The organism is Youngimonas ophiurae (nom. illeg.), from assembly GCF_049803795.1.
Lineage (GTDB): Bacteria > Pseudomonadota > Alphaproteobacteria > Rhodobacterales > Rhodobacteraceae > Thalassobius.
This window is the reverse complement of sequence record NZ_JBNAGJ010000008.1, coordinates 32,659-53,858: the sequence shown is the minus strand read 5'-3', so window position 1 is coordinate 53,858 and position 21,200 is coordinate 32,659. Positions and strand designations below refer to the sequence as shown.

22 protein-coding genes and 1 other RNA gene are annotated in these 21,200 nt (G+C 62.4%); 13 read left to right on the top strand and 10 right to left on the bottom strand.

Annotation, left to right across the window (positions count from 1 at the left end):
* The first annotated feature begins 74 nt into the window (after nt 1-74).
* Genes ACP15O_RS15425 through ACP15O_RS15415 form a run of 3 tightly spaced genes read left to right on the top strand, consistent with a single transcriptional unit; the run spans nt 75 to nt 3,437 of the window.
* The gene (locus tag ACP15O_RS15425; RefSeq protein WP_425097016.1) at nt 75-824 is read left to right on the top strand and encodes a cytochrome c biogenesis CcdA family protein; all 750 of its coding nucleotides are present in this window, start codon (nt 75-77) and stop codon (nt 822-824) included.
* 49 nt (nt 825-873) lie between these two features.
* Nucleotides 874-2,082 carry a hypothetical protein gene (locus ACP15O_RS15420; RefSeq protein WP_425097015.1) on the top strand — a complete coding sequence of 403 codons (1,209 nt, stop codon included), beginning with the start codon at nt 874-876 and terminating at the stop codon, nt 2,080-2,082.
* Nucleotides 2,079-3,437 carry a cytochrome P450 gene (locus tag ACP15O_RS15415; protein WP_425097014.1) on the top strand — a complete coding sequence of 453 codons (1,359 nt, stop codon included), beginning with the start codon at nt 2,079-2,081 and terminating at the stop codon, nt 3,435-3,437. The genes ACP15O_RS15420 and ACP15O_RS15415 overlap by 4 nt, the downstream gene beginning before the upstream one ends.
* On the opposite strand, the gene ACP15O_RS15410 is transcribed toward ACP15O_RS15415, so the two are convergent.
* The 9 genes from ACP15O_RS15410 to ACP15O_RS15370 form a co-directional block, all read right to left on the bottom strand.
* Entirely contained in the window at nt 3,434-3,652 is a 219-nt protein-coding gene (locus tag ACP15O_RS15410; protein WP_425097013.1) for a ribbon-helix-helix domain-containing protein, read from the bottom strand. The two genes, ACP15O_RS15415 and ACP15O_RS15410, sit on opposite strands and share 4 nt — an antisense overlap.
* Nucleotides 3,649-3,849: a DUF4169 family protein gene (locus ACP15O_RS15405; protein WP_425097012.1), complete on the bottom strand. Its 201-nt coding sequence runs from the start codon at nt 3,847-3,849 to the stop codon at nt 3,649-3,651. Before ACP15O_RS15405 ends, ACP15O_RS15410 begins: the two co-directional genes overlap by 4 nt.
* Nucleotides 3,849-5,243 (bottom strand): class II fumarate hydratase, encoded by a 1,395-nt coding sequence (gene fumC / locus ACP15O_RS15400; RefSeq protein WP_425097011.1) that lies wholly within the window; start codon nt 5,241-5,243, stop codon nt 3,849-3,851. Before fumC ends, ACP15O_RS15405 begins: the two co-directional genes overlap by 1 nt.
* A 53-nt stretch (nt 5,244-5,296) precedes the next feature.
* On the bottom strand, nt 5,297-5,854 hold the full coding sequence (locus tag ACP15O_RS15395; RefSeq protein ID WP_425097010.1) for a class I SAM-dependent methyltransferase: 558 nt from the start codon (nt 5,852-5,854) through the stop codon (nt 5,297-5,299).
* An 80-nt stretch (nt 5,855-5,934) separates the two neighbouring features.
* Complete coding sequence (locus ACP15O_RS15390; RefSeq protein WP_425097009.1) at nt 5,935-6,405, bottom strand: SspB family protein; 471 nt, start codon at nt 6,403-6,405, stop codon at nt 5,935-5,937.
* A gap of 160 nt (nt 6,406-6,565) precedes the next feature.
* Nucleotides 6,566-6,991 (bottom strand): ester cyclase, encoded by a 426-nt coding sequence (locus tag ACP15O_RS15385; RefSeq protein ID WP_425097008.1) that lies wholly within the window; start codon nt 6,989-6,991, stop codon nt 6,566-6,568.
* A gap of 89 nt (nt 6,992-7,080) precedes the next feature.
* Nucleotides 7,081-7,429, bottom strand: a transfer-messenger RNA (tmRNA) gene (ssrA, locus tag ACP15O_RS15380).
* Between the two features lie 2 nt (nt 7,430-7,431).
* A complete protein-coding gene (locus tag ACP15O_RS15375) occupies nt 7,432-8,040 on the bottom strand; it encodes a M23 family metallopeptidase (protein WP_425097007.1) in 609 nt (202 codons plus the stop codon).
* 48 nt (nt 8,041-8,088) lie between these two features.
* Nucleotides 8,089-8,826 (bottom strand): FadR/GntR family transcriptional regulator, encoded by a 738-nt coding sequence (locus ACP15O_RS15370; protein ID WP_425097006.1) that lies wholly within the window; start codon nt 8,824-8,826, stop codon nt 8,089-8,091.
* 160 nt (nt 8,827-8,986) lie between these two features.
* Between ACP15O_RS15370 and ACP15O_RS15365 the strand changes: the two genes are divergently transcribed.
* The 10 genes from ACP15O_RS15365 to ACP15O_RS15320 all read left to right on the top strand — a co-directional run bounded on the left by ACP15O_RS15365 (nt 8,987) and on the right by ACP15O_RS15320 (nt 20,052).
* Complete coding sequence (locus ACP15O_RS15365) at nt 8,987-9,502, top strand: DinB family protein (protein WP_425097005.1); 516 nt, start codon at nt 8,987-8,989, stop codon at nt 9,500-9,502.
* A gap of 36 nt (nt 9,503-9,538) precedes the next feature.
* Nucleotides 9,539-10,531, top strand: a complete 993-nt coding sequence (gene acuI, locus ACP15O_RS15360; protein ID WP_425097004.1) for an acryloyl-CoA reductase — start codon at nt 9,539-9,541, stop codon at nt 10,529-10,531.
* A gap of 72 nt (nt 10,532-10,603) precedes the next feature.
* Nucleotides 10,604-11,023, top strand: coding sequence for an HIT family protein (locus tag ACP15O_RS15355; protein ID WP_425097003.1), 420 nt, complete (start codon nt 10,604-10,606; stop codon nt 11,021-11,023).
* Nucleotides 11,024-11,059: 36 nt separating this feature from the next.
* Nucleotides 11,060-12,280, top strand: coding sequence for an aminotransferase class V-fold PLP-dependent enzyme (locus tag ACP15O_RS15350; RefSeq protein ID WP_425097002.1), 1,221 nt, complete (start codon nt 11,060-11,062; stop codon nt 12,278-12,280).
* Between the two features lie 31 nt (nt 12,281-12,311).
* Nucleotides 12,312-13,727 carry a cryptochrome/photolyase family protein gene (locus ACP15O_RS15345; RefSeq protein ID WP_425097001.1) on the top strand — a complete coding sequence of 472 codons (1,416 nt, stop codon included), beginning with the start codon at nt 12,312-12,314 and terminating at the stop codon, nt 13,725-13,727.
* Nucleotides 13,728-13,805: 78 nt separating this feature from the next.
* A complete protein-coding gene (locus ACP15O_RS15340; protein ID WP_425097000.1) occupies nt 13,806-15,020 on the top strand; it encodes a class I SAM-dependent methyltransferase in 1,215 nt (404 codons plus the stop codon).
* Entirely contained in the window at nt 15,017-15,460 is a 444-nt protein-coding gene (locus tag ACP15O_RS15335; RefSeq protein WP_425096999.1) for a TrgA family protein, read from the top strand. Before ACP15O_RS15340 ends, ACP15O_RS15335 begins: the two co-directional genes overlap by 4 nt.
* A 13-nt stretch (nt 15,461-15,473) precedes the next feature.
* Entirely contained in the window at nt 15,474-16,616 is a 1,143-nt protein-coding gene (locus tag ACP15O_RS15330; protein ID WP_425096998.1) for an NUDIX domain-containing protein, read from the top strand.
* A gap of 63 nt (nt 16,617-16,679) precedes the next feature.
* Nucleotides 16,680-17,705 (top strand): cysteine synthase A, encoded by a 1,026-nt coding sequence (locus ACP15O_RS15325; RefSeq protein ID WP_425096997.1) that lies wholly within the window; start codon nt 16,680-16,682, stop codon nt 17,703-17,705.
* A 7-nt stretch (nt 17,706-17,712) separates the two neighbouring features.
* On the top strand, nt 17,713-20,052 hold the full coding sequence (locus tag ACP15O_RS15320; RefSeq protein ID WP_425096996.1) for a DUF3772 domain-containing protein: 2,340 nt from the start codon (nt 17,713-17,715) through the stop codon (nt 20,050-20,052).
* Here ACP15O_RS15320 and ACP15O_RS15315 read toward each other — a convergent pair.
* Entirely contained in the window at nt 20,049-21,173 is a 1,125-nt protein-coding gene (locus ACP15O_RS15315; RefSeq protein WP_425096995.1) for an AI-2E family transporter, read from the bottom strand. The genes ACP15O_RS15320 and ACP15O_RS15315 overlap by 4 nt on opposite strands.
* Nucleotides 21,174-21,200: the final 27 nt, after the last annotated feature.

The following is a 21,200-nucleotide window of genomic DNA, read 5'->3' as shown; positions in this document are numbered from 1 at the left end:
TTTCCGTTCCACGCCACGCGAATGTGAATTCCGTCGCAGTGACGGCGCGTCTTATTTCCCCTAAAGACAAAGACATGTTTGGAATCGAGATCATCGACGCAGGGCTTCTGCCTGCAATGTTCGTGGCGCTGCTGGCGGGGGTTGTCTCGTTTCTGAGCCCCTGTGTTCTGCCCATCGTGCCGCCCTACCTGGCCTATATGAGCGGGATTTCCCTGTCCGAGCTAAATGACAGCGGGCGCAGAAAATCGGCCCTGGCACCGGCGTTTTTCTTTGTGCTGGGCCTGTCCACCGTGTTCCTGTTCCTGGGCTTCACGGCCTCGGCGATCGGGGCGGTTTTCCTGTCCTATCAAAGCTGGTTCAACACGATTGCGGGCATTGCGGTGATGATCTTTGGCGCGCATTTCGTGGGCGTCTATCGCATCGGTTTTCTGGACCGCGAGGCGCGTCTGGATGCTGGGGACCGGGGCGGCTCGGCTTTCGGAGCCTATATCCTGGGCCTGGCCTTTGCCTTTGGCTGGACGCCCTGCATCGGGCCGCAGCTGGGCGCGATCCTGTCGCTGGCGGCCTCGGAGGCGTCAATCACGCGCGGTACGCTGTTGCTGGCGGTCTATGCGGCGGGTCTGGGCATTCCCTTCCTGCTGGTGGCGGCGTTCCTGCCGCGCCTGACCGGGCTGATGGGCTGGATGAAACGCCACATGGAACAGATCGAGCGCGTCATGGGCCTGCTCTTGTGGACCATCGGCCTGCTGATGCTGACGGGCGGGTTCTCGTCTTTCTCTTATTGGCTGCTAGAGAAATTCCCCGCACTGGCCAGCCTCGGTTAAGCCTTACATCAGCCCAATTCCTGCGTTAGCCTGCGTCCAAGAGGGCGTCATGAGTGCAGTCGAGCAAATGAAACAGGTGCGCAAACGTCGGGTGTTCTATATCCCCGGCTACGATCCGATTCACCCGCGCCGCTACCGCGAGCTGTACCGAAAAGAGGGCGCCGCACAGGCCGAAATCAGCGGCTATCAGATTGATCTGAAACCGAAAACCACCAAAGGCCCCTATGGCTGGCACGTCACGGGCCAGATGGATGACGCGCAGGTCGAGGCCGATTTCGAAGTGCTGGTCTGGTCGGACATCGTGCGCGGCAGTATGGATCAGGGGATCGTGGCAACCTACCTGCAACTGGCGCGTACGGCTTGGGTCTATATCGGCTCGGGCGCGCTGCGCAGGCTGATGCGACTGCGCAAAGGCCCGGTGATCGCGGCGCTTTATCCGGTGGTGTTTTTGCTGGTGCAGCTGCTGCTGGCCCTGTTGGCGGCCTGGGCATTGGGCGGGCTGCTCGCCGCGCTGCACCCGTGGCTGGCTGTGCTGGGGCTGGCCGTTGTGCCGCCGATTCTGATGTGGTTTCGCAAGCACGATAACAGGTTTTTCGCCTATTATCTGATGCATGATTACGCTTATTCGGCGCGGACGCATGGGGCCAACCCGCCCGAGCTGGAAGCCAGGATTGCCGCGTTTACCGCCACGATTCGCGCCAGTCTGGACACGGATGTCGATGAGGTGCTGGTGGTCGGGCACAGCTCGGGGGCGCATCTGGCGGTGTCGATTCTGTCTGATCTGATCCGCGCCGGCCTGCCGGCCGGGGCCCCTGCGCTAAACCTGCTGACATTGGGTCAGGTGGTGCCCATGGTGTCCTTTCTGCCCAAGGCCTGGCGGCTGCGCGCAGACCTGGCCTATCTGTCCGCACAAGACCAGGTGGCCTGGGTGGATGTGACCGCGCCGGGCGATGGCTGCGCCTTTGCGCTGTGCGATCCGGTGGGCGTTTCTGGCGTGGCCGGGCCGGAGAAAAAATGGCCGCTGGTGTTTTCTGCGGCGTTTACGCAGACGCTCTCTGCTCAGACATGGGCCCGCCTGAAGCGCCGGTTTTTCCGTTTGCATTTCCAATACTTATGCGCGTTTGATCGTCCAAAGGACTATGATTATTTCCGCATTACCGCCGGCCCGCTGACCCTGCGGGCGCGGTATGAAACCCGCGTTGCCTCGAAGTCGCGGATTGAGCACGCCGTCTCTAAATTCACCTCGGTTGCGCCATGATCCAGCCGCCCAAACCCCCCGCGCGCCCCGACAAAGTTTCGCTCTGGCGCTATTTTCGGCTGTTTCGCAAAGACATCCTGTCGGCCCAGCCCGCGCGGCTGTATCGCGCCTGGATGGCCGAGTTCCGCACCCCGTTTTTTCGGTCCTACATGTGTAATCAGCCCGCTCTGGTGGATCTGGTTCTGCGCGAGCGGCCCGATGATTTCCCCAAATCCAACCGCGTGCGCGAGGGGCTGACGCCGCTTCTGGGGAACTCGGTTTTCGTCACGAATGGCGAGGTCTGGAAACGTCAGCGCCGCATCATCGACCCGGCGTTCGAGGGCGGGCGCCTGCGCGAGGTGTTCCCGGCGATGGCGCAGGCCGGGCAGGCGGCTGTGGATCGGCTGGCCCCTCTGGCGGATGACACACCGCGGGAAATCGAGGCCGAGACCAGCCACGCCGCCGCCGATGTGATCTTTCGGACGCTGTTTTCCATCCCGATCGAGCATCAGGTGGCCGCGCAGGTTTTTAACGAATTCCGAGAGCATCAGCGCGCCCAGCCCGTCGTCAATCTGGGGGCTTTGTTGCCCTTGCCGCGCTGGTTTCCGCGCCTGCATTCGCGCCGCACCCGGCAGACAGCCCGCACCATCCGCCGTCTGATCACGCAGTTGACGCAGGACCGGGCCAGGGCCATTCGCCTGGGCCAGGCTCCGGACGATCTGGCGACCAAAATCATGACAACAACCGATCCGCAGACGGGCGAGACCTTTGCCCCCGATGAGATGGTTGACCAGGTTGCGATCTTCTTTCTGGCCGGGCATGAAACCAGCGCGTCGGCCCTGGCCTGGGCGCTGTATCTGCTGGCGCTCTATCCTGATTGGCAGGATCGTCTGGCACAAGAGGCGCAGCTGCTTGCTGCGGAACCGGATTTTTCGGATGTTGCTAAGTTGCGGATATCAAGGGATGTTTTCCGCGAAACGCTGCGGCTTTATCCGCCGGTGCCGATGATGGTCCGCGAGGCTGCCTGCCCTGAAACCTTGCGCGCTCGGGCGGTGCCCAAGGGCAGCCAGATCGTGCTGAGCCCCTGGCATCTGCACCGGCACGAACGGCTGTGGGAGCGCCCCGATGACTTCGATCCGGGGCGGTTCCAGACGGAAAATGGCAAGGCCTGCCTGCGCGAGGCTTTCATCCCGTTTTCCGCCGGTCAGCGGGTCTGCACCGGCGCCGGTTTCGCGATGATCGAGGGGCCGTTGCTGCTGTCTTTGCTGGTGCGCGCCTATCGGTTTACGCCCGTCGCAGAGCGCCCGGCCATGCCGGTGGCCCATCTGACGGTGCGCGGCGCGGATGGTATTTGGCTGAAGATCACCAAGCGTTAACGATCACGGTAGTATCGTAGCACAAACAGGCGAATCGCGGTGGCCAGGCCCGTGTCCAGATCGCGTGCGGCGTCCAGCTCGGCGGCCAGGACATTGATGGGTTTTCCCTGCGTTTCGGCAATGGCGCGGAAACCGTGCCAGAAATCATCCTCCAGCGAAACGCTGGTGCGGTGGCCCCGCAATGTGAGGGATCGTTTGACGGGACGGTCGCTCATTCCTGAGTTTTCCCGTCGCGTTTCTTTCCGTCCAGATCGCGGGCGGCCTTGTCCGCCTTGGCGCGGTCCAGCTGTTTTTCGGCCTTGGTGCGGCCGAATTTCACCGCATTCTGATCAGCGCGGGCCTTTTGCTCGGCCCGCGCTTTTTGTTTTCGAAACCGATTCAGGTTCACCGGCCCTGAACCAGAACCGGGCATCAGGCTTTGGGGCCGATCATCTGCTCGGGGCGGACAACGGCGTCAAAGGTTGCCTCGTCCACAAAGCCCAGGGCGATGGCCTCTTCCTTCAGGGTGGTGCCATTCTTGTGCGCGGTTTTCGCAACCTTGGTGGCGTTGTCATAGCCGATTGTGGGGGCCAGTGCGGTCACCAGCATCAGCGATTCTTTCATCAGCTTGTCGATGCGCGGCTCGTTCGCCTGAATACCGTTCAGCATCCTTGTGGTGAAGCTGTCGGCCACGTCGCCCAGCAGCTGCATGGATTGCAGCAGGTTGTAGGACATCATCGGGTTGTAGACGTTCAGTTCAAAGTGACCTTGGCTGCCGGCGAAAGTCATCGCGGCGTTGTTGCCCATGACGTGCGCGGCGACCTGAGTCATTGCCTCGGCCTGGGTGGGGTTCACCTTGCCGGGCATGATGGACGAGCCGGGCTCGTTTTCCGGCAGGATCAGCTCGCCCAGACCCGAACGCGGGCCCGAGCCCAGGAAACGGATGTCATTGGCGATCTTGTACATAGACCCCGCAACCGTGGCCAAAGCGCCCGACATAAAGACCATGGCGTCATGCGCCGACAGGGCCTCGAATTTGTTGGGGGCGGTGACAAAGGGCAGGCCGGTGATTTCAGCCATGTTGGCGGCGACGGTTTCGCTCCAGCCGGGGGCGGTGTTCAGGCCGGTGCCGACGGCGGTGCCGCCCTGGGCCAGCTCATAGATGCCGGGCAGGGCGGCCTCAATGCGGGCGATGCCCTGACGGATCATGTGGGCATAACCGCTGAATTCCTGGCCCAGGGTCAGCGGGGTTGCGTCCTGGGTGTGGGTCCGGCCGATCTTGATGATGTCTTTGAACTCTTCGGATTTGGCCTCCAGCCCCTCGGCCAGCTTGGTCAGGCCGGGCAGCAGCACGTCGCGCACGGTCATGGCGGCGGCGATGTGCATGGCGGTGGGGAAGGTATCGTTCGAGGACTGGCCCATGTTGCAGTGGTCATTGGGATGCACCGGGTCCTTTGCCCCGATCACGCCGCCCAGGATCTCGATCGCGCGGTTGGCGATCACCTCGTTCGAGTTCATGTTCGACTGGGTGCCCGAGCCGGTCTGCCAGACGACCAGCGGGAAGTTGTCGTCGAACTTGCCCTCGAACACCTCACCGGCGGCCTGGATGATCGCATCGGCGATTTTGGCGTCCATTTTGCCCGATTCTTTGTTGGCCATGGCGCAGGCTTTTTTGATCACACCCAGCGCGCGCACGATGGCGACGGGCTGTTTTTCCCAGCCGATGGGGAAGTTCATGATCGAGCGTTGCGTCTGCGCGCCCCAGTACTTGTCGCTGGGGACTTCGAGCGGGCCAAAGCTGTCGGTTTCGGTGCGGGTGTCAGTCATCGGTCAACCTCCTAAAGGGAATTGCCGACTACATACCTGAACGGGCGCTGAAATCAATGCTGTATACGACGGAATACAAAGACGCGGGCGGGCGGCAAATTGGCCCACACCGTGGCGCGCTTTTCGACGCTGACGCCCAGTTCGGCCTGCATCTGATCCGAGATCGGCGCGCCGGGGCTATAGGTGATCTGAACGAATTCGCCCTTAGCGGCCATCACACGCAGCGCACGGCCCACGACCTCGCGCTGAATTTGCGGGCGGGCCAACACCGGAACGCCCGAGATCACGGCGCCGATTCCCGTCAGGCCGATCTGCTCAATCTCTTGCGCAGGGCGATTCAGGACCGTCACGCCCGGGAATTTCTGGCGCAAGGTCTCGCAGAAGACCGGGTTCATCTCCATCAGGGTCAGACGTTCGGGCGCAACGCCGCGTTCCAGAATTGCCTTGGTAAAGCTGCCCGTCCCGGGTCCGATTTCAACGATGGGGCCCTGGATACGGTCCAGCCCTTCGGTCATCCGGCGGGCAACCGCGTTAGAGGAGGGCGCAATGGCCACAACCTCGGTTGGCCGGCGCATCATCTGACCCAGAAAAACGGCGAAATCACTTGGCATCAGGGCTCTCCTTCAATTGATCTGAGAGCCTGCGTGCCAAAGCTATGTTTCAAACGCGTGACGAATGGACGACGGTTTGCCTATTTGCGGAACTGATCCAGGCTGACGACCTCGGCATCCTGATGCGAGGCCCCCTCATCGGTGGCCTCTTCCTGGGGCGACGCCTCCTCGGGTGCGTCCTCGTCCTCCTCGTCCAGCTCCGAGCTTTCAAAACGCAGGCCGAATTCGACAGAGGGATCGACGAATGTCTTGATCGCATCATAGGGGATGAACAGCGGTTCGGGCTGATCCCCGAAATTCAGCGTGACCGAGAAGCCTTCGTCCGTCACCTCAAGGTTCTCGTACCAATGCTGCATGACCACGGTCATTTCCGACGGATAGCGCTGGTGCAGCCAATCGGCCAGCTGCGCGTCGGGATTGGTGGTGTCGAAGGTGATGAAAAAATGATGAGACCCCGGCAGACCGTTTTCCGCAACATCCTGCAAAACCTGCTGAATGAGCCCCCGCATGGCGTGGTGCATCAGCTTTCCGTAATCAATGCTGTCCGACATCGCTGCTTCCTTGAAGTTCGGCTCCGAGCATAGGGGATTCGGGGCAAAACGAAAGGGGAGCGCAGGAAAAATTCAGGGGGCCAGGGGCCAAGGCCAGCCCCGTGCGCAATTCGTCGGTGGGCTGGCTCTTGGGGCTGGTGCAGGGGCAGGTGCAGGGGGCTTAGCCGATCGGCTGGCCGGACATGCAGATCGCGATGGTGCTTTGGGGCAAAAGGCCCAGTTGTTCAAAGAAATTGACGAAATCGAAACTGTTGTAGGCTTCGACGATCTTTTCATCCTTGAAGCGACAGAACACCATGCACGAAACCTGCACGGGTTTGCGCTGTTCGATCGTTTCGGTCATCAGGGTCATGAAACCGGAAATCCAGTCATCCTGTTCGATCAGTTTTTCGATTCTGACTTTGGGGGTTGTGATCATTTCCTGCATCGTCGCGACCAGGAATTTGAACTCGTCCACCCCCATTTCCATATCCGGAACGATCCCCTGAGCCAGGGTATCGGGGACAAAAAGTTCGTCGATGGCGGAAACGTCGCCTTGTTCCCAAACACGGGAAAACCACTCACGCATGATGTCTGAATTGGCCATCAGGAGATCCTCGTTTGCTGTAATGAGGCCACGCTACGGCAAAAGCCTAAACGAAGACTGAACAACTACGGGATTTCCACCTGTCAGAAAGTGCAGGTTTCTGTTGCCAGGTACCTGCGAACCCCGCCTTACGCGGCTAGGCGCAAGGGCTTAAGTTTCGGTAACTCCGACTGCTTACGCAGCCATTGCGACCGGAGCACGATTGTTGTTGGCAATTGTACTTTGTGAACCGATAACGGTGGTATCTCACCGGGACAAAGCTACATCTTTACGCGTTCGTCGATCCTGTTTCGGCCCCATGACCCGCCAACAACGGGTGATTTGGTGGAGCCGCCGGGTACCGCCCCCGGGTCCGATCCGTTTATTACATGCGCGTTTATGCCCATAGTCCCGAAGGACACCCGTTATATAGGCAGCCCCGCGCCGGAATAAAAGCCCCCTCAGCGGCAGGGCACGGGATATGTCAGGGCAAACCCTGCGTATTGCCGCGCAGGGTCAAAACAGGTGACCCGGCCCACACCATCCGCCCAGTAAAGATGCGGATCCTGCGGCACGGTGCGGGTTTCGTGGATCTGGTGGACCTCGAAATGCAGGTGCACGATGCCGGCGGCCAGAAGGCCCGAATTGCCCAGACCGGCGATTTTCTGGCCACGTTTGACGGTGGCTCCGGGTTGTACGTCGCGGGCGCTCAGGTGTTTGTAGACGGTCTGCATCGCATACCCGTCCGGCCCGGTCTTGTGCCGCAGCACGATCTTATGCCCGTAAGAACCGCCAAAGCCCGACTGCGTCACCACCCCGTCTGCCGCGGCCAGAACCGGAAAGCCGCGCGCTTCGTAGATGTCGATACCGGGATGCTCGGCGCCGCTGTCCTGTCCTTTTTCAGGGGAAAGCGGGCGGAACTGCTGAATAACCGAGGGCGCGTTGGGGGGCACCGTTACCGCGATCTTTTCGGCAACGTCATAGGGGTAGGGCGAGGATTTCCCGTAAGAGCCCAGCTGGCAGCCGCTCAGGGCCACGATACACAGCAGCGCTGTGGCCAGTTTTCCCATCGCAGTCTCCTTCCCTTACGGAAGGGTAAGGGCGCGCGGACCGCCTGTCTAGCCGCCTTTGGCGGCTTTGCGCCTGGCAATGATCCCGGCGGCGATTTCCAGCGTGTCGCTTTGCAATTCGCACAAGAGCCGGTCAATCTCGGGGGCGTCGCGCGACTCCAGCGCGTCCGTGATCCGGGTGTGCAGCTCGACCAGGCGCTCGCGGGATTGCACGGTGAAGGTGATCATGTTCATCAGCGGCTGCATGGCCTCGACCGCGCCGGCCAGCTGATACGACAGCACCGGGTTGCCGGCCGCATCCACCAGGGCCCGGTGAAACGCCACATCCGACGCGCAAAAGGCCTGGCCTGACAGATCGGGCTGTTTCTGCCGGTGGATCTCGGCGCGCATTGTGGCCAGGTGATCGGCCGTCCGGCGCTGCGCAGACAGGGGGGCGCAGCAGCGGACCATGGCAAAACGCGCCTCGCAGGCGACCTCGAAGCGCACTTCGTTCATTGTCAGCAGCAGGGTCGAGGTGGTGACCTGCTGGCCATAGGCTTCCTCAAATGACAGCCGATTGACGAAAGCCCCCCCAGCGGCCCCGCGCTGAGTGCGAATCAGCGATTGCGCGGCCAGCCGTTTCAACGCCTCGCGCACGGTGGGGCGCGAGACCTGGAATTGCTCGGCCAGTTCGGCCTCGGAGGGCAGGCGCGCATCGACGATCAGCGCGCCGCTGACAATGGCATCGCGCAGGGCGGTGGCAATCTGAGCCGACAGATCGGCGCTGCTGTTGGGATCGATCTTCATTTGTCTGACATTTGTGCTTGGCAGGGACGGATTCTTTTGTCAGACATTTAGGGGCCCCGGCCCGCCGCTGGCAAGAGATTTGGCCCCAGAGGTTGGGATGACGCAGAGATTTCCTGTGTTAGCATGATGCGCATGGTCGAAAGGAAAGGATAAGCCGCCGATGATAACAGCCGACTATTGCCTGACCATGGCGCGTTACAATGCCTGGCAGAACAAACTGATGAGCGCCGAGCTGAAGGCTCTGGCCCCTGACGAACTGACAAAGGATCGCGGTGCGTTTTTCGGCTCGATCCGGAATACGGCCAATCACATTCTGTGGGGCGATCAGCTGTGGATGTCGCGTCTGGCCGGGGATGCGGGCCCGCGCGTGGACGCCGCTCAGCATACCGAGCTGACACCGACACTGGCCGCCTGGGGGGCCGAACGGTTCCGCACCGATGGGCGTATCCTGCAATGGGCCGGGGGGCTGAAGGCCGTCGATCTGGTCGGAGAGCTAAGCTGGTATTCCCCTATGGCCGGTAAGGACATGAAACAGCCGATCACATCCTGCATCATGCACCTGTTTACGCATCAGACTCATCACCGGGGCCAGGTTCACGCGATGATAACCGCCACGGGCAGCCAGGCCTGGGTGACGGATCTGCTGTTGATGCCCGCCGACGGGCCCTGGCTGTGACTCGATTATCCATCAACGCCCAAAGGAGGAGCGGACATGTTCAACGCACTGATCGTCGATAAGGACGAAGACGGAAAGACCCAGTCCCAGGTCACTCAGATCGCACTGACCGATCTGCCCGAAGCCGAGGTCACCGTGGCGGTGGAGTATTCCACGGTGAACTACAAGGACGGTCTGTGCCTGGGGCCGGGGGGCGGCCTGGTGCGCAAATATCCGCATATTCCGGGGATCGACTTTGCCGGCACGGTCGAGGCCTCCTCGGATACGCGTTACAAGCCCGGTGACAAGGTGGTTCTGACCGGCTGGCGCGTGGGCGAGGCCCATTGGGGCGGTTATGCGCAAAAGGCCCGCGTGCGCGCCGACTGGCTGGTGCCGCTGCCCGAGGGGCTGAGTACACGTCAGGCCATGGCCGTGGGCACCGCCGGGTTCACCGCGATGCTGTGCGTCATGGCGCTGGAGGATCACGGGATGCAGCCCGGCCATGGCCCGGTTCTGGTGACGGGTGCGGCGGGGGGCGTTGGCTCGGTCGCGACGGCGATTCTGGCCAATCTGGGGTACGAGGTCGCCGCCGTCACCGGCCGTCCCGAGGCCGATGATTACCTGCGCTCGCTGGGGGCGGCGCAGATCGTTGCACGCGAGGATCTGTCCGACGTGACCCGCAAGCCGCTGGAATCGGAAACCTGGGCGGGCTGTGTGGATGCCGTGGGCGGTGCCATGCTGGGCCGGGTGCTGAAACAGATGAAATACGGTGCCTCGGTTGCGGCAGTGGGCCTGGCGGGGGGCGCGGCGATCGAGGGCGCCCTGATCACGCCCTTCATCCTGCGCGGGGTGAACCTGCTGGGCATCGATTCGGTCATGCGGCCCTATGCGGATCGCGCCCGCGCCTGGGAACGCATCGCCCGTGATCTGCCGATGGACAAGCTGGAGACAATGGTGACCCCCGCCACCCTGTCCGACCTGCCCGCGCTGGGCCGCGACATTCTGGCCGGTCAGGTCAAGGGCCGCATCGTGGTGGACGTAAACGCCTGATCCGGCACGGATCGGGCTGGAACCTGACGGGGCAGGGCGTTAGCCTTGCCCTAAACGATTCAGGAGACCCCCATGGCCTATGACAGCGACAATATCTTCGCCAAGATCCTGCGCGGCGAAATCCCGTCGGAAAAGCTCTACGAGGATGACGACACCTATGTCTTCATGGACATCATGCCCCGCGCCGATGGCCATTGCCTGATCATCCCCAAGACGCCCTGCCGCAACATGCTGGATGCCAGCGACGCGCAACTGGCCGCCTGCCTGCGCACCACGCGCAAGATGGGCCATGCGGTGATGAAGGCCCTGGGCGCCGAGGGCGTCACCGTCCAGCAATTCAACGAGGCCGTGGGCGGGCAGGAAGTCTTTCACCTGCATTACCACGTCCTGCCCCGCCACGCTGGTGTCAGCCTGCGCCCGCCGGGAAAAATGGAGGACATGGCCGTGATCAAGGAAATCGCCGCGAAAATCCGCGGGGCTCTGGACGACTGACACCGGGCCTCTATCTGCCCCCCTAAAGGAGCCCACATGACTTTGGATCTGGACTATGTGCGCGGGCAGTTCCCGGCCTTTGCCGAAGCCTCGTTGCAGGGGCAGGCCTTCTTTGAGAACGCCGGCGGGTCGTATACGTGTCAGCCCGTGATTGACCGGCTGACGCGCTATTATCATGCCCGCAAGGTCCAGCCCTATGCCCCCTATGCGGCCAGCCAGCTGGCAGGGGCCGAAATGGACGAGGCCCGCACGCGTCTGGCCGCCTATCTGGGAGTGCAGGCCGAGGAGGTCAGCTTTGGCCCTTCGACCACGCAAAATACCTATGTTCTGGCGCAGGCCTTCCGGCAATGGCTGCAACCGGGCGAGGCGATCGTGGTCACCAATCAGGATCACGAGGCCAATTCAGGCCCCTGGCGCCGTCTGGCCGAGGACGGGATCGAGATCCGTGAATGGCGCATCGACCCCGAGACCGGCCACCTGACCCCCGAGGATCTGGCCGATCTGCTGGATGAAAACGTGCGGCTGGTCTGTTTCCCCCATTGCTCGAACGTGGTGGCCGAGGTGAACCCGGTGGCCGAAATCACCGCCATGGCGCACGCCGCGGGGGCGTTTGTCTGTGTGGACGGTGTCAGCTATGCGCCGCACGGGCTGCCGGATGTGGGCATGCTGGGGGCGGATATCTATCTGTTTTCGGCCTATAAAACCTATGGCCCGCATCAGGGCATCATGGTGATCCGCCGCGACCTGGGGATGCAGCTGCCCAATCAGGGGCATTATTTCAACGCCGATGTGCTGTACAAGCGCTTTACCCCCGCCGGGCCGGATCATGCGCAGGTGGCGGCCTGCGCTGGCCTGGCCGATTATCTGGATGGGCTGGCAGAGCATCACGGTATCACCGGCACCCCGGCGGAACGCGGCGCGGCTCTGCACGATCTGATGCGCGCCCATGAAACCGCGCTGCTGCAACCGCTGCTGGAGTTCGCCGGGTCTCGGAATTCTGTCCGCCTGCTGGGGCCGGCGCAGGCCGAACGGCGCGCCCCGACGGTGGCCCTGCATCTGGGCCGGCCGCATGACCCTGTCGCGCAGAAACTGGCCCAACGCGGGATCATGGCCAGCGGCAGCAATTTCTACGCGGTGCGCGCCTTGCAGGGGATGGGGCTGAACCCGGACGAGGGCGTTCTGCGGCTTAGTTTTGTGCATTACACCAGTCCGGACGAAGTTCAGGCGCTGATTGACGCGCTGGATCAGATTTTATGATCCACGCGGCCCCGCTTTGCGTATCTGTGGCATGACTGGTCCTACTCTTTTGTGGTTTCGCCGTGATTTACGGCTGCAAGATCACCCCGCCTTGAACGCGGCCCTGCGCAGTGGCGGGGCGGTTATTCCCGTTTTTATCCGAGACGCGCTGACAGAGCATCTGGGCGCCGCGCCCGCGCTGCGTCTGAACGATGCTCTGGCGCAGTTTTCGCGCAATCTAGAGCAGGTGGGCAGCCGTCTGATCCTGCGCTCCGGCCTGGCGCAGGATGTCTTGCAAAAGCTGATCCAAGAGACCGGCGCGCAGGCCGTATTCTGGACCCGCTGTTATGATCCGGCTTTTCGTAAACGCGATTCTGAAATAAAGAAAACCCTGAAAAAACAAGGGATAAAGGCCCAAAGTTACAGCGGTCAGTTGCTGTTCGAGCCGCAGGATATACGCACCGGAACCGGCACGCATTACCGCGTCTACACGCCGTTCTGGCGCAATGTGCGGGGCCGGGATGTGGGGGCTTTGCTGCCCGCGCCCAAAGCGTTGCCCGCCCCGCAGGACTGGCCGCGCTCTGAAAGGCTGAGCGCCTGGTCCCTGGGGCGGGCGATGCAGCGCGGCGCTCCGATCCTGAGGGCGCATTTTCAGGCCGGAGAGGACGCTGCCCTGACCCGGCTTGAGCATTTCTCGGATGCGCGTCTGGCCAGCTATGCGCAGGATCGGGACCGGCCGGGCCTGGATGGCACCTCGGGTATGTCGGAATATCTGGCGCTTGGGGAAATCTCGCCGCACCGATGCTGGCACCGCGGGCAGCTGGAGCTTGAGGCCGGCACTCAGGGCGCGGAAAAGTGGCTCAAAGAGCTGGCCTGGCGCGAATTCGCCTATCATCTGGCCTATCACGATCCGCATATCACCACCCGAAGTTGGAAGCCCGACTGGGATCGGTTCCCCTGGCAGACCGACCCGGATCACCCGCATGTGCTGGCCTGGAAACAGGGGCGCACGGGCGTTCCCTTTGTCGATGCGGCCCTGCGCGAGATGTACGTGACCGGCCGGATGCATAATCGCGGCCGGATGATCGTGGCCGCCTATCTGACCAAGCATTTGATGACGCACTGGAAAATCGGCCAGGATTGGTTTGCCGATTGTCTGATCGACTGGGATCCCGCAGCGAATGCGATGGGCTGGCAATGGAGCGCGGGCTCGGGGCCCGATGCGGCGCCGTATTTTCGGATTTTCAACCCCGACACGCAGCTGGCTAAGTTCGATCCGGCGCAGGACTATGTGCGAAAATGGATCGCCGAAGGGCAGAAAGCCCCGCCGCCAACCGCGCTGAGCTATTTCCAGGCGATCCCGCGCAGTTGGGGAATGAGCCCCTCGGATCTCTATCCCCAGCCCATCGTTTCCCTGGCCGAAGGGCGGAAAACCGCGCTTATGGCCTATGAAAACAGGGGTTTTTAGCCCCTGCTTTAGGAAATTCTTGCCCGAAGGCGGAATTCTTGCCAGCCTGAGATCACAATGCCGCAAGGGGAGATGCGGATGATCCTGACTGAGACGACAGACCAAAAAGACCTGCCGCGCTATTTTCAGGCGGTATTCCAGCTGGCCAGAGGGCTGCATCGCGGGCGGCTGGATTTCGTGTTGCCCGACGGGCGGGTTTTTCGCGCCGAAGCGCCCCGGCCGGGCCCCGTGGCCGCGCTGCATATTCACCATCCGGACACGTTCACCCGGCTGATCCGCGAGGGAGACCTGGGCTTCTGCGATGCCTATCTGGATGGCTGGTGGAGCAGCCCGGATCTTCAGGCGTTTCTGGACCTGCTCCATGCCGAAAACGATGAGCTATACGAGGGGTTTCCGGGCATGTTCCTGGTGCGCGCCTACGAACGCCTGCGCCATTGGATGAATGCGAACACCAAGAAGCAAGCCAGGAAAAACATCAGCTATCACTATGATTTAGGAAATGATTTCTATGGGTTATGGCTGGATGACACGATGACCTATTCCAGCGCATTGTTCAAAACCGGGCAGGAAAGCCTGGAGCAGGCGCAGATCCAGAAATACGCATCCATGGTGGATCAGATGGGCGCGCAGCCCGGCGATCACGTGCTGGAAATCGGCTGTGGCTGGGGCGGCTTTGCCGAATATGCTGCAAGGGAACGCGGCCTGCGGGTAACCGGCTTGACGATCAGTCATGAACAGTTGAGCTATGCAAGGGAACGCATTGAAAAGGCAGGGCTTTCCGATCAGGTCGATCTGCGTTTGCAGGATTATCGCGATGAAACCGGCCACTATGACGGCATTGCCAGCATCGAAATGTTCGAAGCCGTGGGCGAGAAATACTGGCCGGTCTATTTCAACAAGGTGCACGCATGTCTGAAACCGGGGAAAAACGCCACGTTGCAGATCATCACCCTTCAGGAAAAGCGTTTTGAATCATATCGTAAAGGCGTGGACTTCATCCAGAAATATATCTTCCCCGGAGGGATGCTGCCCAGCCGCTCGGCCTTGCTGTCCGAGGTCGAGAAAGCCGGCCTGGTGTTCCGGCAGTCCATCGAATTCGGGCAAAGCTACAGTCAGACTCTGCGGCGTTGGTATGACAGGTTCAACGATCGCTGGGATCAGGTGCAGCCGCTGGGGTTTGACGATCGGTTCCGGCGGATGTGGAATTTCTATCTGACCTCTTGTGCTGGCTCGTTCGAGTGGGGAAACTGCGACGTGACTCAGATCACGATTCAAAGGCCTGCCTGCTCATGATGCCTACCGCCGCGCGGCTTGTTGCCGCTGTTATTCTGGCCGCGACCGCCTGGTTCGTGTCCCAAACCGTCAAACCGCATCTGCCCGAGGGCACGGTCTTTGGCTGGTTCGATTATGTGAACGTCGTGCTGGGCGTGCTGGTCGGCTGGATCAGCATCGGCGGGCGCAGTGGGCGGGGGCTGTCGGCGGGTCTTGGGAACGGGCTGACGGGGGTGTTCTTGCTGGTGCTGTGGGTGCTGTTCCTGCAATCGTGCAACGAGATGCTGCGCCAGGCGCTGCGCCGCTACTACAAGGGCCCGGTCGAGGCGCTGCTGGATATCCTCAGCATCGGGATTGACTATGGCAAGGTGCTGGTTCATCCGGACGTTACCGTGCCCCTTCTGATCGGAGGTGTCGCGGCCGGTGTCTTGTCCGAACTGGCAGGGCGCGTCTGGCGCTGAACATGAGTCTTAGATGAAAACATTGTTTCTTTATGGGTCTTTGCGGCACATACCTCTACTGGAAACGGTGCTGGGGCGGAGGCTGAAAACAGATCTGTTGCAGGCCGAATTGCCGGATCATCAGGCGCATTGGGCTGCGGATCTGGGCTTTCCGTTTCTTGCGCCCGAGGCCGGGCAGACCTGTCCGGGCCTGCTGCTGCGGGTCTCGGCCCAGGATCAGGCGCGGCTGGCCTATTACGAGGGCGGGTTCGGCTACGATCTGCGCCCCGTGACGGTCCGCGCAGAGGGGGCAGAAGAGGCAAAGACCCCGGCGCTGGCGTGGTTCACCACGCCCGGCAGGTTTGCCTCGGGGGGGGCGTTCGATCTGGACACATGGGTGGCGCGGCGCGGCGCGATTTCGCTGCGCACAGCGACCGAGCTGATGTCTTTCTATGGTCTGCGCCCGGCCGAAGAGGCCGAGAAACTGCGCCCGATGATCGAAATGCGCGCCGCCTCGCGTCTGATGGGCGAGGCCGAGCCTGTGCCGGACGCGCCGGGCGGTCTGACGCGGGCGGATGTGGTGACGGTGCAGGCCGCGCAGCCCTATACCGATTACTTTGCGGTTGAACAGCATGTGCTCAGGTTCCGGCAATTCGACGGCCAGATGGGCCCCGACGTTAAACTGGCCAGTTTCAAGGCCACCGATGCCGCCCTGGTGCTGCCCTATGATCCGGTGCGCGACCGGGTGATGATGGTCGAGCAGTTCCGCATGGGCCCCTATGTGCGCGGCGATCGGGTGCCCTGGCAACTGGAGCCGATCGCGGGCCGCGTGGACGCGGGCGAGACTCCCGAACAGACCGCCCGCCGCGAGGCGCACGAAGAGGCCGGGCTGGACCTGCTCGATCTGCGCCTGATCATGCGCGGCTATCCCTCGCCTGGGTGTATGAACGAGTATTACCACATCTATCTGGGCCTGGCCGATCTGCCCGATGGCATCGCCGGGGTTGGCGGGCTGGACAGCGAATCCGAAAATATCCGCTCTCATATCTTTGGTTTCGATCAGGCGATGCAGATGTTCGAGCGGGGGGAATTGCGGGTGGTTCCGCTGGTCAATGCGCTGCTCTGGCTGGCGCGGCATCGAGAGCATCTGCGGGCAGCCGCGCAAGGCGCAGGTTGAGTTCCCGGTTGAGTTCCCGGCCCATGGGGCCTAGAGCTATGAGGAACGGAAAAGGAAAAACACATGCGTATCGCTCATGACCTGGCCGAGGCCATCGGCAACACCCCTCTGATCCGCCTGAACAAGGCCAGCGAAGAGACAGGGTGCGAAATCCTGGGTAAGGCCGAGTTCATGAACCCCGGCCAGTCGGTCAAGGATCGCGCGGCGCTGTACATCATCCGTGACGCGGTGGCCAAGGGGCAGCTGAAACCGGGCGGCACCATCGTCGAGGGCACGGCTGGAAACACCGGCATCGGGCTGGCGCTGGTGGGGGCCTCGATGGGGTTCAAAACCGTCATCGTCATTCCCGAAACCCAGAGCCAGGAAAAGAAGGATATGCTGCGTCTGGCGGGCGCTCAGCTGATCGAGGTGCCCGCAGCGCCCTATAAAAATCCGAACAACTATGTGCGGTATTCGGGGCGTTTGGCTGCTGAACTTGCCAAAACCGAACCTAATGGCGCGATCTGGGCCAATCAGTTCGATAACGTGGCGAACCGGCAGGCACATGTGGAAACCACCGGCCCCGAGATCTGGGAACAGACCGGCGGCAAGGTCGATGGCTTTGTTTGTGCGGTGGGCTCGGGGGGGACGCTGGCCGGTGTTGGCACCGCGCTTCAGCCCAAGGGCGTGAAGGTCGGTCTGGTCGATCCCGAAGGCGCGGGCCTGTTCAAGATTTACACCGGGCAGGACAATCCGGGCGACTCGATCACCGAGGGCATCGGGCAGGGGCGCATCACCGCCAACCTTGAGGGCTTTACCCCCGATATGTCCTGGCGTGTGTCCGACGCCGAGGCCCTGCCGCTGGTGTTCGACCTGCTGACCGACGAAGGCCTGTGCCTGGGCGGTTCCTCTGCGGTGAACGTGGCGGGCGCGGTGCGCATGGCCAGGGAAATGGGCCCCGGTCACACCATCGTGACCGTTCTGTGCGATTACGGCACCCGCTATCAGTCCAAGCTTTATAACCCTGAATTCCTGCGGGCCAAGGGGCTGCCGGTGCCGCACTGGCTGGTGGCCGCGCCGCAATCCATCCCCACCGTGTTCGAGGACTGATCCGCGGATGGCGCGTCTGATCTTCAGCCTGTGGATGGCTTTGGCGGTGGCAATTGCGCTGCCGGGGCAGGTCTGGGCGCAGGAGGTGGCGTTCTCGGATAGTGCGGGCACGCAATCCTCGCTGGATTACGAATTGTGGTCGGCAACCGCCAGCCGGGCCGAGGCGGCGCTGGAAAGCGGCCGGGCCTCGAATGCGGCGCTGGAAACGCTGCAATCTGAAATCGTCAGCTGGCGGGATCGTTTTCTGGAGGCGCAGAATACCAACAAGGCGCGCATCGCTACGATTCAATCGCAGATTGCCGCGCTTGGCCCGGTTCCCGAGGACGGGCAGGAAACCGAGGATATCGCCACCCGCCGCAGCGCGTTGAACACGCAGCTGGCCCGGCTTCAGGCGCCGGTTCTGGCCGCCGAGGAGGCCTATAGCCGTGCCGCCGGTCTGGTGGCCGAGATCGACCGGATCTTGCGCGAACGTCAGGTTGACGAGCTGTCGCAACTGGGCCCGACCCCGTTGAATCCGGCGCTTTGGGCCCCAAGCCTGCAAGAACTGATCGACGCTTTCGGCCTGCTGACCCGCGAAACCCAGTCGAACTGGCAAAACGAGGTCCGCCGCGTCGAATTCCAGCAAAACGCGCCCAAGGCCGTCGGGCTGGCGCTGATCGGGCTGATCTTGCTGTTGCGCGGGCGTCGTTGGTTCACCAGCCTGGGCCTGCGCGCCAGCCGCCTGTCGCGTCATGGCGGCGAGGTGTGGCATTTCCTGGTCTCGCTGGGCAAGGTTGCGCTGCCGCTGCTGGGGCTTTTGCTGCTGTCGCAGGCGGTGATTGAAACCGGATTTGCCGGGCTGCACAGCACGACGGTGCTGACCTATCTGCCGCTTTGGGGCTTTGAGATCCTGGCTGCGCGCTGGCTGGCGGATCGGCTGTTTCCGCCCGGCGAGGGGGCTGCGCTGATGTCTTTGGCGCCGGGCAAACGGGCAATGGCGCGGCGCTATGCGACCGGGCTGGCGGTGCTGACGGTGCTGGGTAGCGTTTTGCAGGTGCTGGGCGGGATCGCGAATTTCTCGCCCGAGGCCGAGGCCGTGATCGGCTTTCCCCTGGTCTGTCTGATCGCGCTGATCCTGATCCGGGTCGGCCAGAGCATTGCGGCGCATATCCGCCCGCCCGAGGGCGAGGGCGCAGAGCTGGGCAATGGGCTGTTGGTGTTGCGCGTGTTGCAACTGGGCACGCAGGCCGTTGCGGTTGTCGGGCCGGTTCTGTGGGCGGTGGGCTATCGCTATGCTGCCGAGGCCATCGTCTATCCCACTGTCATGACGCTGTTTTTGCTGGGGCTGGTGCTGGTTCTGCGCCGTCTGGTGGATGACGTTTACGTGATGCTGGCCCGCGCGGACGGCCCCAACCAAGAGGCCCTGTGGCCGGTTCTGATCGGCTTTGCCCTGTCGTTGGCGGCGCTGCCGGTGCTGGCCCTGATCTGGGGCGTCCGGCCAGCCGAGCTGCTGGAGCTGTGGACGAAATTCCGCGCCGGGTTCTCGATTGGCGATACGCGGATTTCGCCGATGGATTTCCTGGTTTTCGCGCTGGTTTTCGCGCTTGGCTATATGGCGACGCGGATTATCCAGGGGGCGCTGCGGGGCTCGATCCTGCCGAAAACGCGGATTGATGTGGGCGGGCAGACGGCGATCGTGTCGGGGCTGGGCTATGTCGGGATCGTGCTGTCGGCCATCGTGGCGATCACCAGCGCGGGGCTGGATCTCAGCTCGATTGCGATTGTCGCGGGGGCGCTGTCGGTCGGGATCGGTTTCGGCCTTCAGAATATCGTGTCGAACTTCGTGTCCGGCATCATCCTGCTGATCGAACGCCCCGTGGCCGAGGGCGACTGGATCGAGGTCGGCGGTAAGATGGGCTATGTGCGCAATATCTCGGTGCGTTCGACCCGGATCGAGACATTCGACCGTACCGATGTCATCGTGCCCAACGCTGATCTGGTCAGCGGGACCGTGACGAACTTTACCCGCGGCAATACCATCGGGCGGGTGATTGTGAACGTCGGTGTGGCCTATGGGACGGACACCCGGCGCGTCGAAACCATCCTGCGCGAGATTGCCGAGGCTCATCCCATGGTGCTGCTGAACCCGCCGCCCGGCGTGCTGTTCAGCGGGTTCGGGGCGGATTCTCTGGATTTTGAAATCCGGGCCATCCTGCGCGATGTGAACTGGTCGCTGAGCGTGAAGTCCGAGCTGAACCACGAAATCGCCCGCCGTTTCGCCGCAGAGGGCATCGAGATCCCCTTTGCACAGCGCGACATCTGGCTGCGCAACCCCGAGGCGCTGACGGGCCCCAGGGACGAGGGTTAACCCTCGTCCTCTTCCTTGGGCTCGGGCAGGCCCTGCCGCGACAACAGGATCGCGATGGGCCGCAGGGCAGGGACTTCTGAGCAGACGATCAGCATTGCCACCATGATCGGCACCGACAGGAACATCCCCGGAATGCCCCACACCGCGCCCCAGAAGGCCAGGCTGATGATAATCCCGAACGAGGACAGCCGCAGGGCGCGGCCCATCAATGTGGGGTCAATCACGCTGCCGTTGACGAACTGAATCAGCGTCACCACGATGAACACCGCCAGGGTCGAGCCCGGATCAGAAGTCTGCACGAACGTCACCAGCGCCACCAGGATCGTGGCCACGATCGAGCCGACATTGGGGATATAGTTCAGCACAAAGGCCAAGATCCCCAGAGGGCCGGCCAGGTCCAGTTCGAACACCTGCGCGACAACGAACACCATCGCGCCCGTTACCGCGCTGACCCCGGTTTTCACCAGCAGATAATAGTTCACCCGGTGGATGATGGTGGACATGATCCGGCTGACCTGTCGCGCCTGGGCGGTGTCTCCGCCAAAGAAATTCTCAAGCTTGGTGGCAAACCAGATGCGCTCGGCAAACAGAAAGCCCACGAACAGGATCACCAGCACCGTGGCCGACATCAGGTTGCCCGCCTGGCCCGCGGCCGTGCGCAGATAGCCGGTTACCTCAATCGAGCTGACGGAATTGAAAACCGCTGTCTGCACGTCCTCGCCCATCCAGGCGAACATCGCCGCAATCGCCGAGGGCGCGCTTTCGGCATAGGAAACCGTGGTGGCCAGAACCGTGTTCACCTGGCTGAGAATAATCGAGGTCAGCGTCAGCAGCGCTGCCGAAATCAGCAGCAGCGCCGTGATCGACGCCAGAAAGTTCGGAATCCGCAAAGGCCCGATTTTCTGCCGCGCGATAAAGTTGATCGCGTCACTGGTCAGGCTGAACAGAACAATCGCCGTCGCCAGCGAAATCAGCAGGAATCGCGCCTGCACCAGCAAAAACAGCACCACGGCAAAGGCGATGATGATCAGCGCACCTGTCTGGATGCGGTCCAGCTCGCGCCGGGCGCCCAAGCCGGTCACCTGTCGGGGCTGCGGCGGGCGACGAAGAGATTTGTTCATTTTGCCAGTCATATCCGGGTCAGAGGG

Bases quoted from the DNA above. Each gene is read 5' to 3' on its own strand.
- ACP15O_RS15330 (WP_425096998.1), top strand. From the start codon at position 15,474: ATGAAAACATTGTTTCTTTATGGGTCTTTGCGGCACATACCTCTACTG.
- ACP15O_RS15410 (WP_425097013.1), bottom strand. From the start codon at position 3,652: ATGAGCGACCGTCCCGTCAAACGATCCCTCACATTGCGGGGCCACCGC.
- ACP15O_RS15365 (WP_425097005.1), top strand. From the start codon at position 8,987: ATGATAACAGCCGACTATTGCCTGACCATGGCGCGTTACAATGCCTGG.
- ACP15O_RS15405 (WP_425097012.1), bottom strand. From the start codon at position 3,849: ATGCCCGGTTCTGGTTCAGGGCCGGTGAACCTGAATCGGTTTCGAAAA.
- ACP15O_RS15370 (WP_425097006.1), bottom strand. From the start codon at position 8,826: ATGAAGATCGATCCCAACAGCAGCGCCGATCTGTCGGCTCAGATTGCC.
- ACP15O_RS15350 (WP_425097002.1), top strand. From the start codon at position 11,060: ATGACTTTGGATCTGGACTATGTGCGCGGGCAGTTCCCGGCCTTTGCC.
- ACP15O_RS15415 (WP_425097014.1), top strand. From the start codon at position 2,079: ATGATCCAGCCGCCCAAACCCCCCGCGCGCCCCGACAAAGTTTCGCTC.
- ACP15O_RS15340 (WP_425097000.1), top strand. From the start codon at position 13,806: ATGATCCTGACTGAGACGACAGACCAAAAAGACCTGCCGCGCTATTTT.
- ACP15O_RS15345 (WP_425097001.1), top strand. From the start codon at position 12,312: ATGACTGGTCCTACTCTTTTGTGGTTTCGCCGTGATTTACGGCTGCAA.
- acuI (WP_425097004.1), top strand. From the start codon at position 9,539: ATGTTCAACGCACTGATCGTCGATAAGGACGAAGACGGAAAGACCCAG.
- ACP15O_RS15420 (WP_425097015.1), top strand. From the start codon at position 874: ATGAGTGCAGTCGAGCAAATGAAACAGGTGCGCAAACGTCGGGTGTTC.
- fumC (WP_425097011.1), bottom strand. From the start codon at position 5,243: ATGACTGACACCCGCACCGAAACCGACAGCTTTGGCCCGCTCGAAGTC.
- ACP15O_RS15335 (WP_425096999.1), top strand. From the start codon at position 15,017: ATGATGCCTACCGCCGCGCGGCTTGTTGCCGCTGTTATTCTGGCCGCG.
- ACP15O_RS15425 (WP_425097016.1), top strand. From the start codon at position 75: ATGTTTGGAATCGAGATCATCGACGCAGGGCTTCTGCCTGCAATGTTC.
- ACP15O_RS15390 (WP_425097009.1), bottom strand. From the start codon at position 6,405: ATGTCGGACAGCATTGATTACGGAAAGCTGATGCACCACGCCATGCGG.
- ACP15O_RS15320 (WP_425096996.1), top strand. From the start codon at position 17,713: ATGGCGCGTCTGATCTTCAGCCTGTGGATGGCTTTGGCGGTGGCAATT.
- ACP15O_RS15325 (WP_425096997.1), top strand. From the start codon at position 16,680: ATGCGTATCGCTCATGACCTGGCCGAGGCCATCGGCAACACCCCTCTG.
- ACP15O_RS15385 (WP_425097008.1), bottom strand. From the start codon at position 6,991: ATGGCCAATTCAGACATCATGCGTGAGTGGTTTTCCCGTGTTTGGGAA.
- ACP15O_RS15375 (WP_425097007.1), bottom strand. From the start codon at position 8,040: ATGGGAAAACTGGCCACAGCGCTGCTGTGTATCGTGGCCCTGAGCGGC.
- ACP15O_RS15355 (WP_425097003.1), top strand. From the start codon at position 10,604: ATGGCCTATGACAGCGACAATATCTTCGCCAAGATCCTGCGCGGCGAA.
- ACP15O_RS15315 (WP_425096995.1), bottom strand. From the start codon at position 21,173: ATGAACAAATCTCTTCGTCGCCCGCCGCAGCCCCGACAGGTGACCGGC.
- ACP15O_RS15395 (WP_425097010.1), bottom strand. From the start codon at position 5,854: ATGCCAAGTGATTTCGCCGTTTTTCTGGGTCAGATGATGCGCCGGCCA.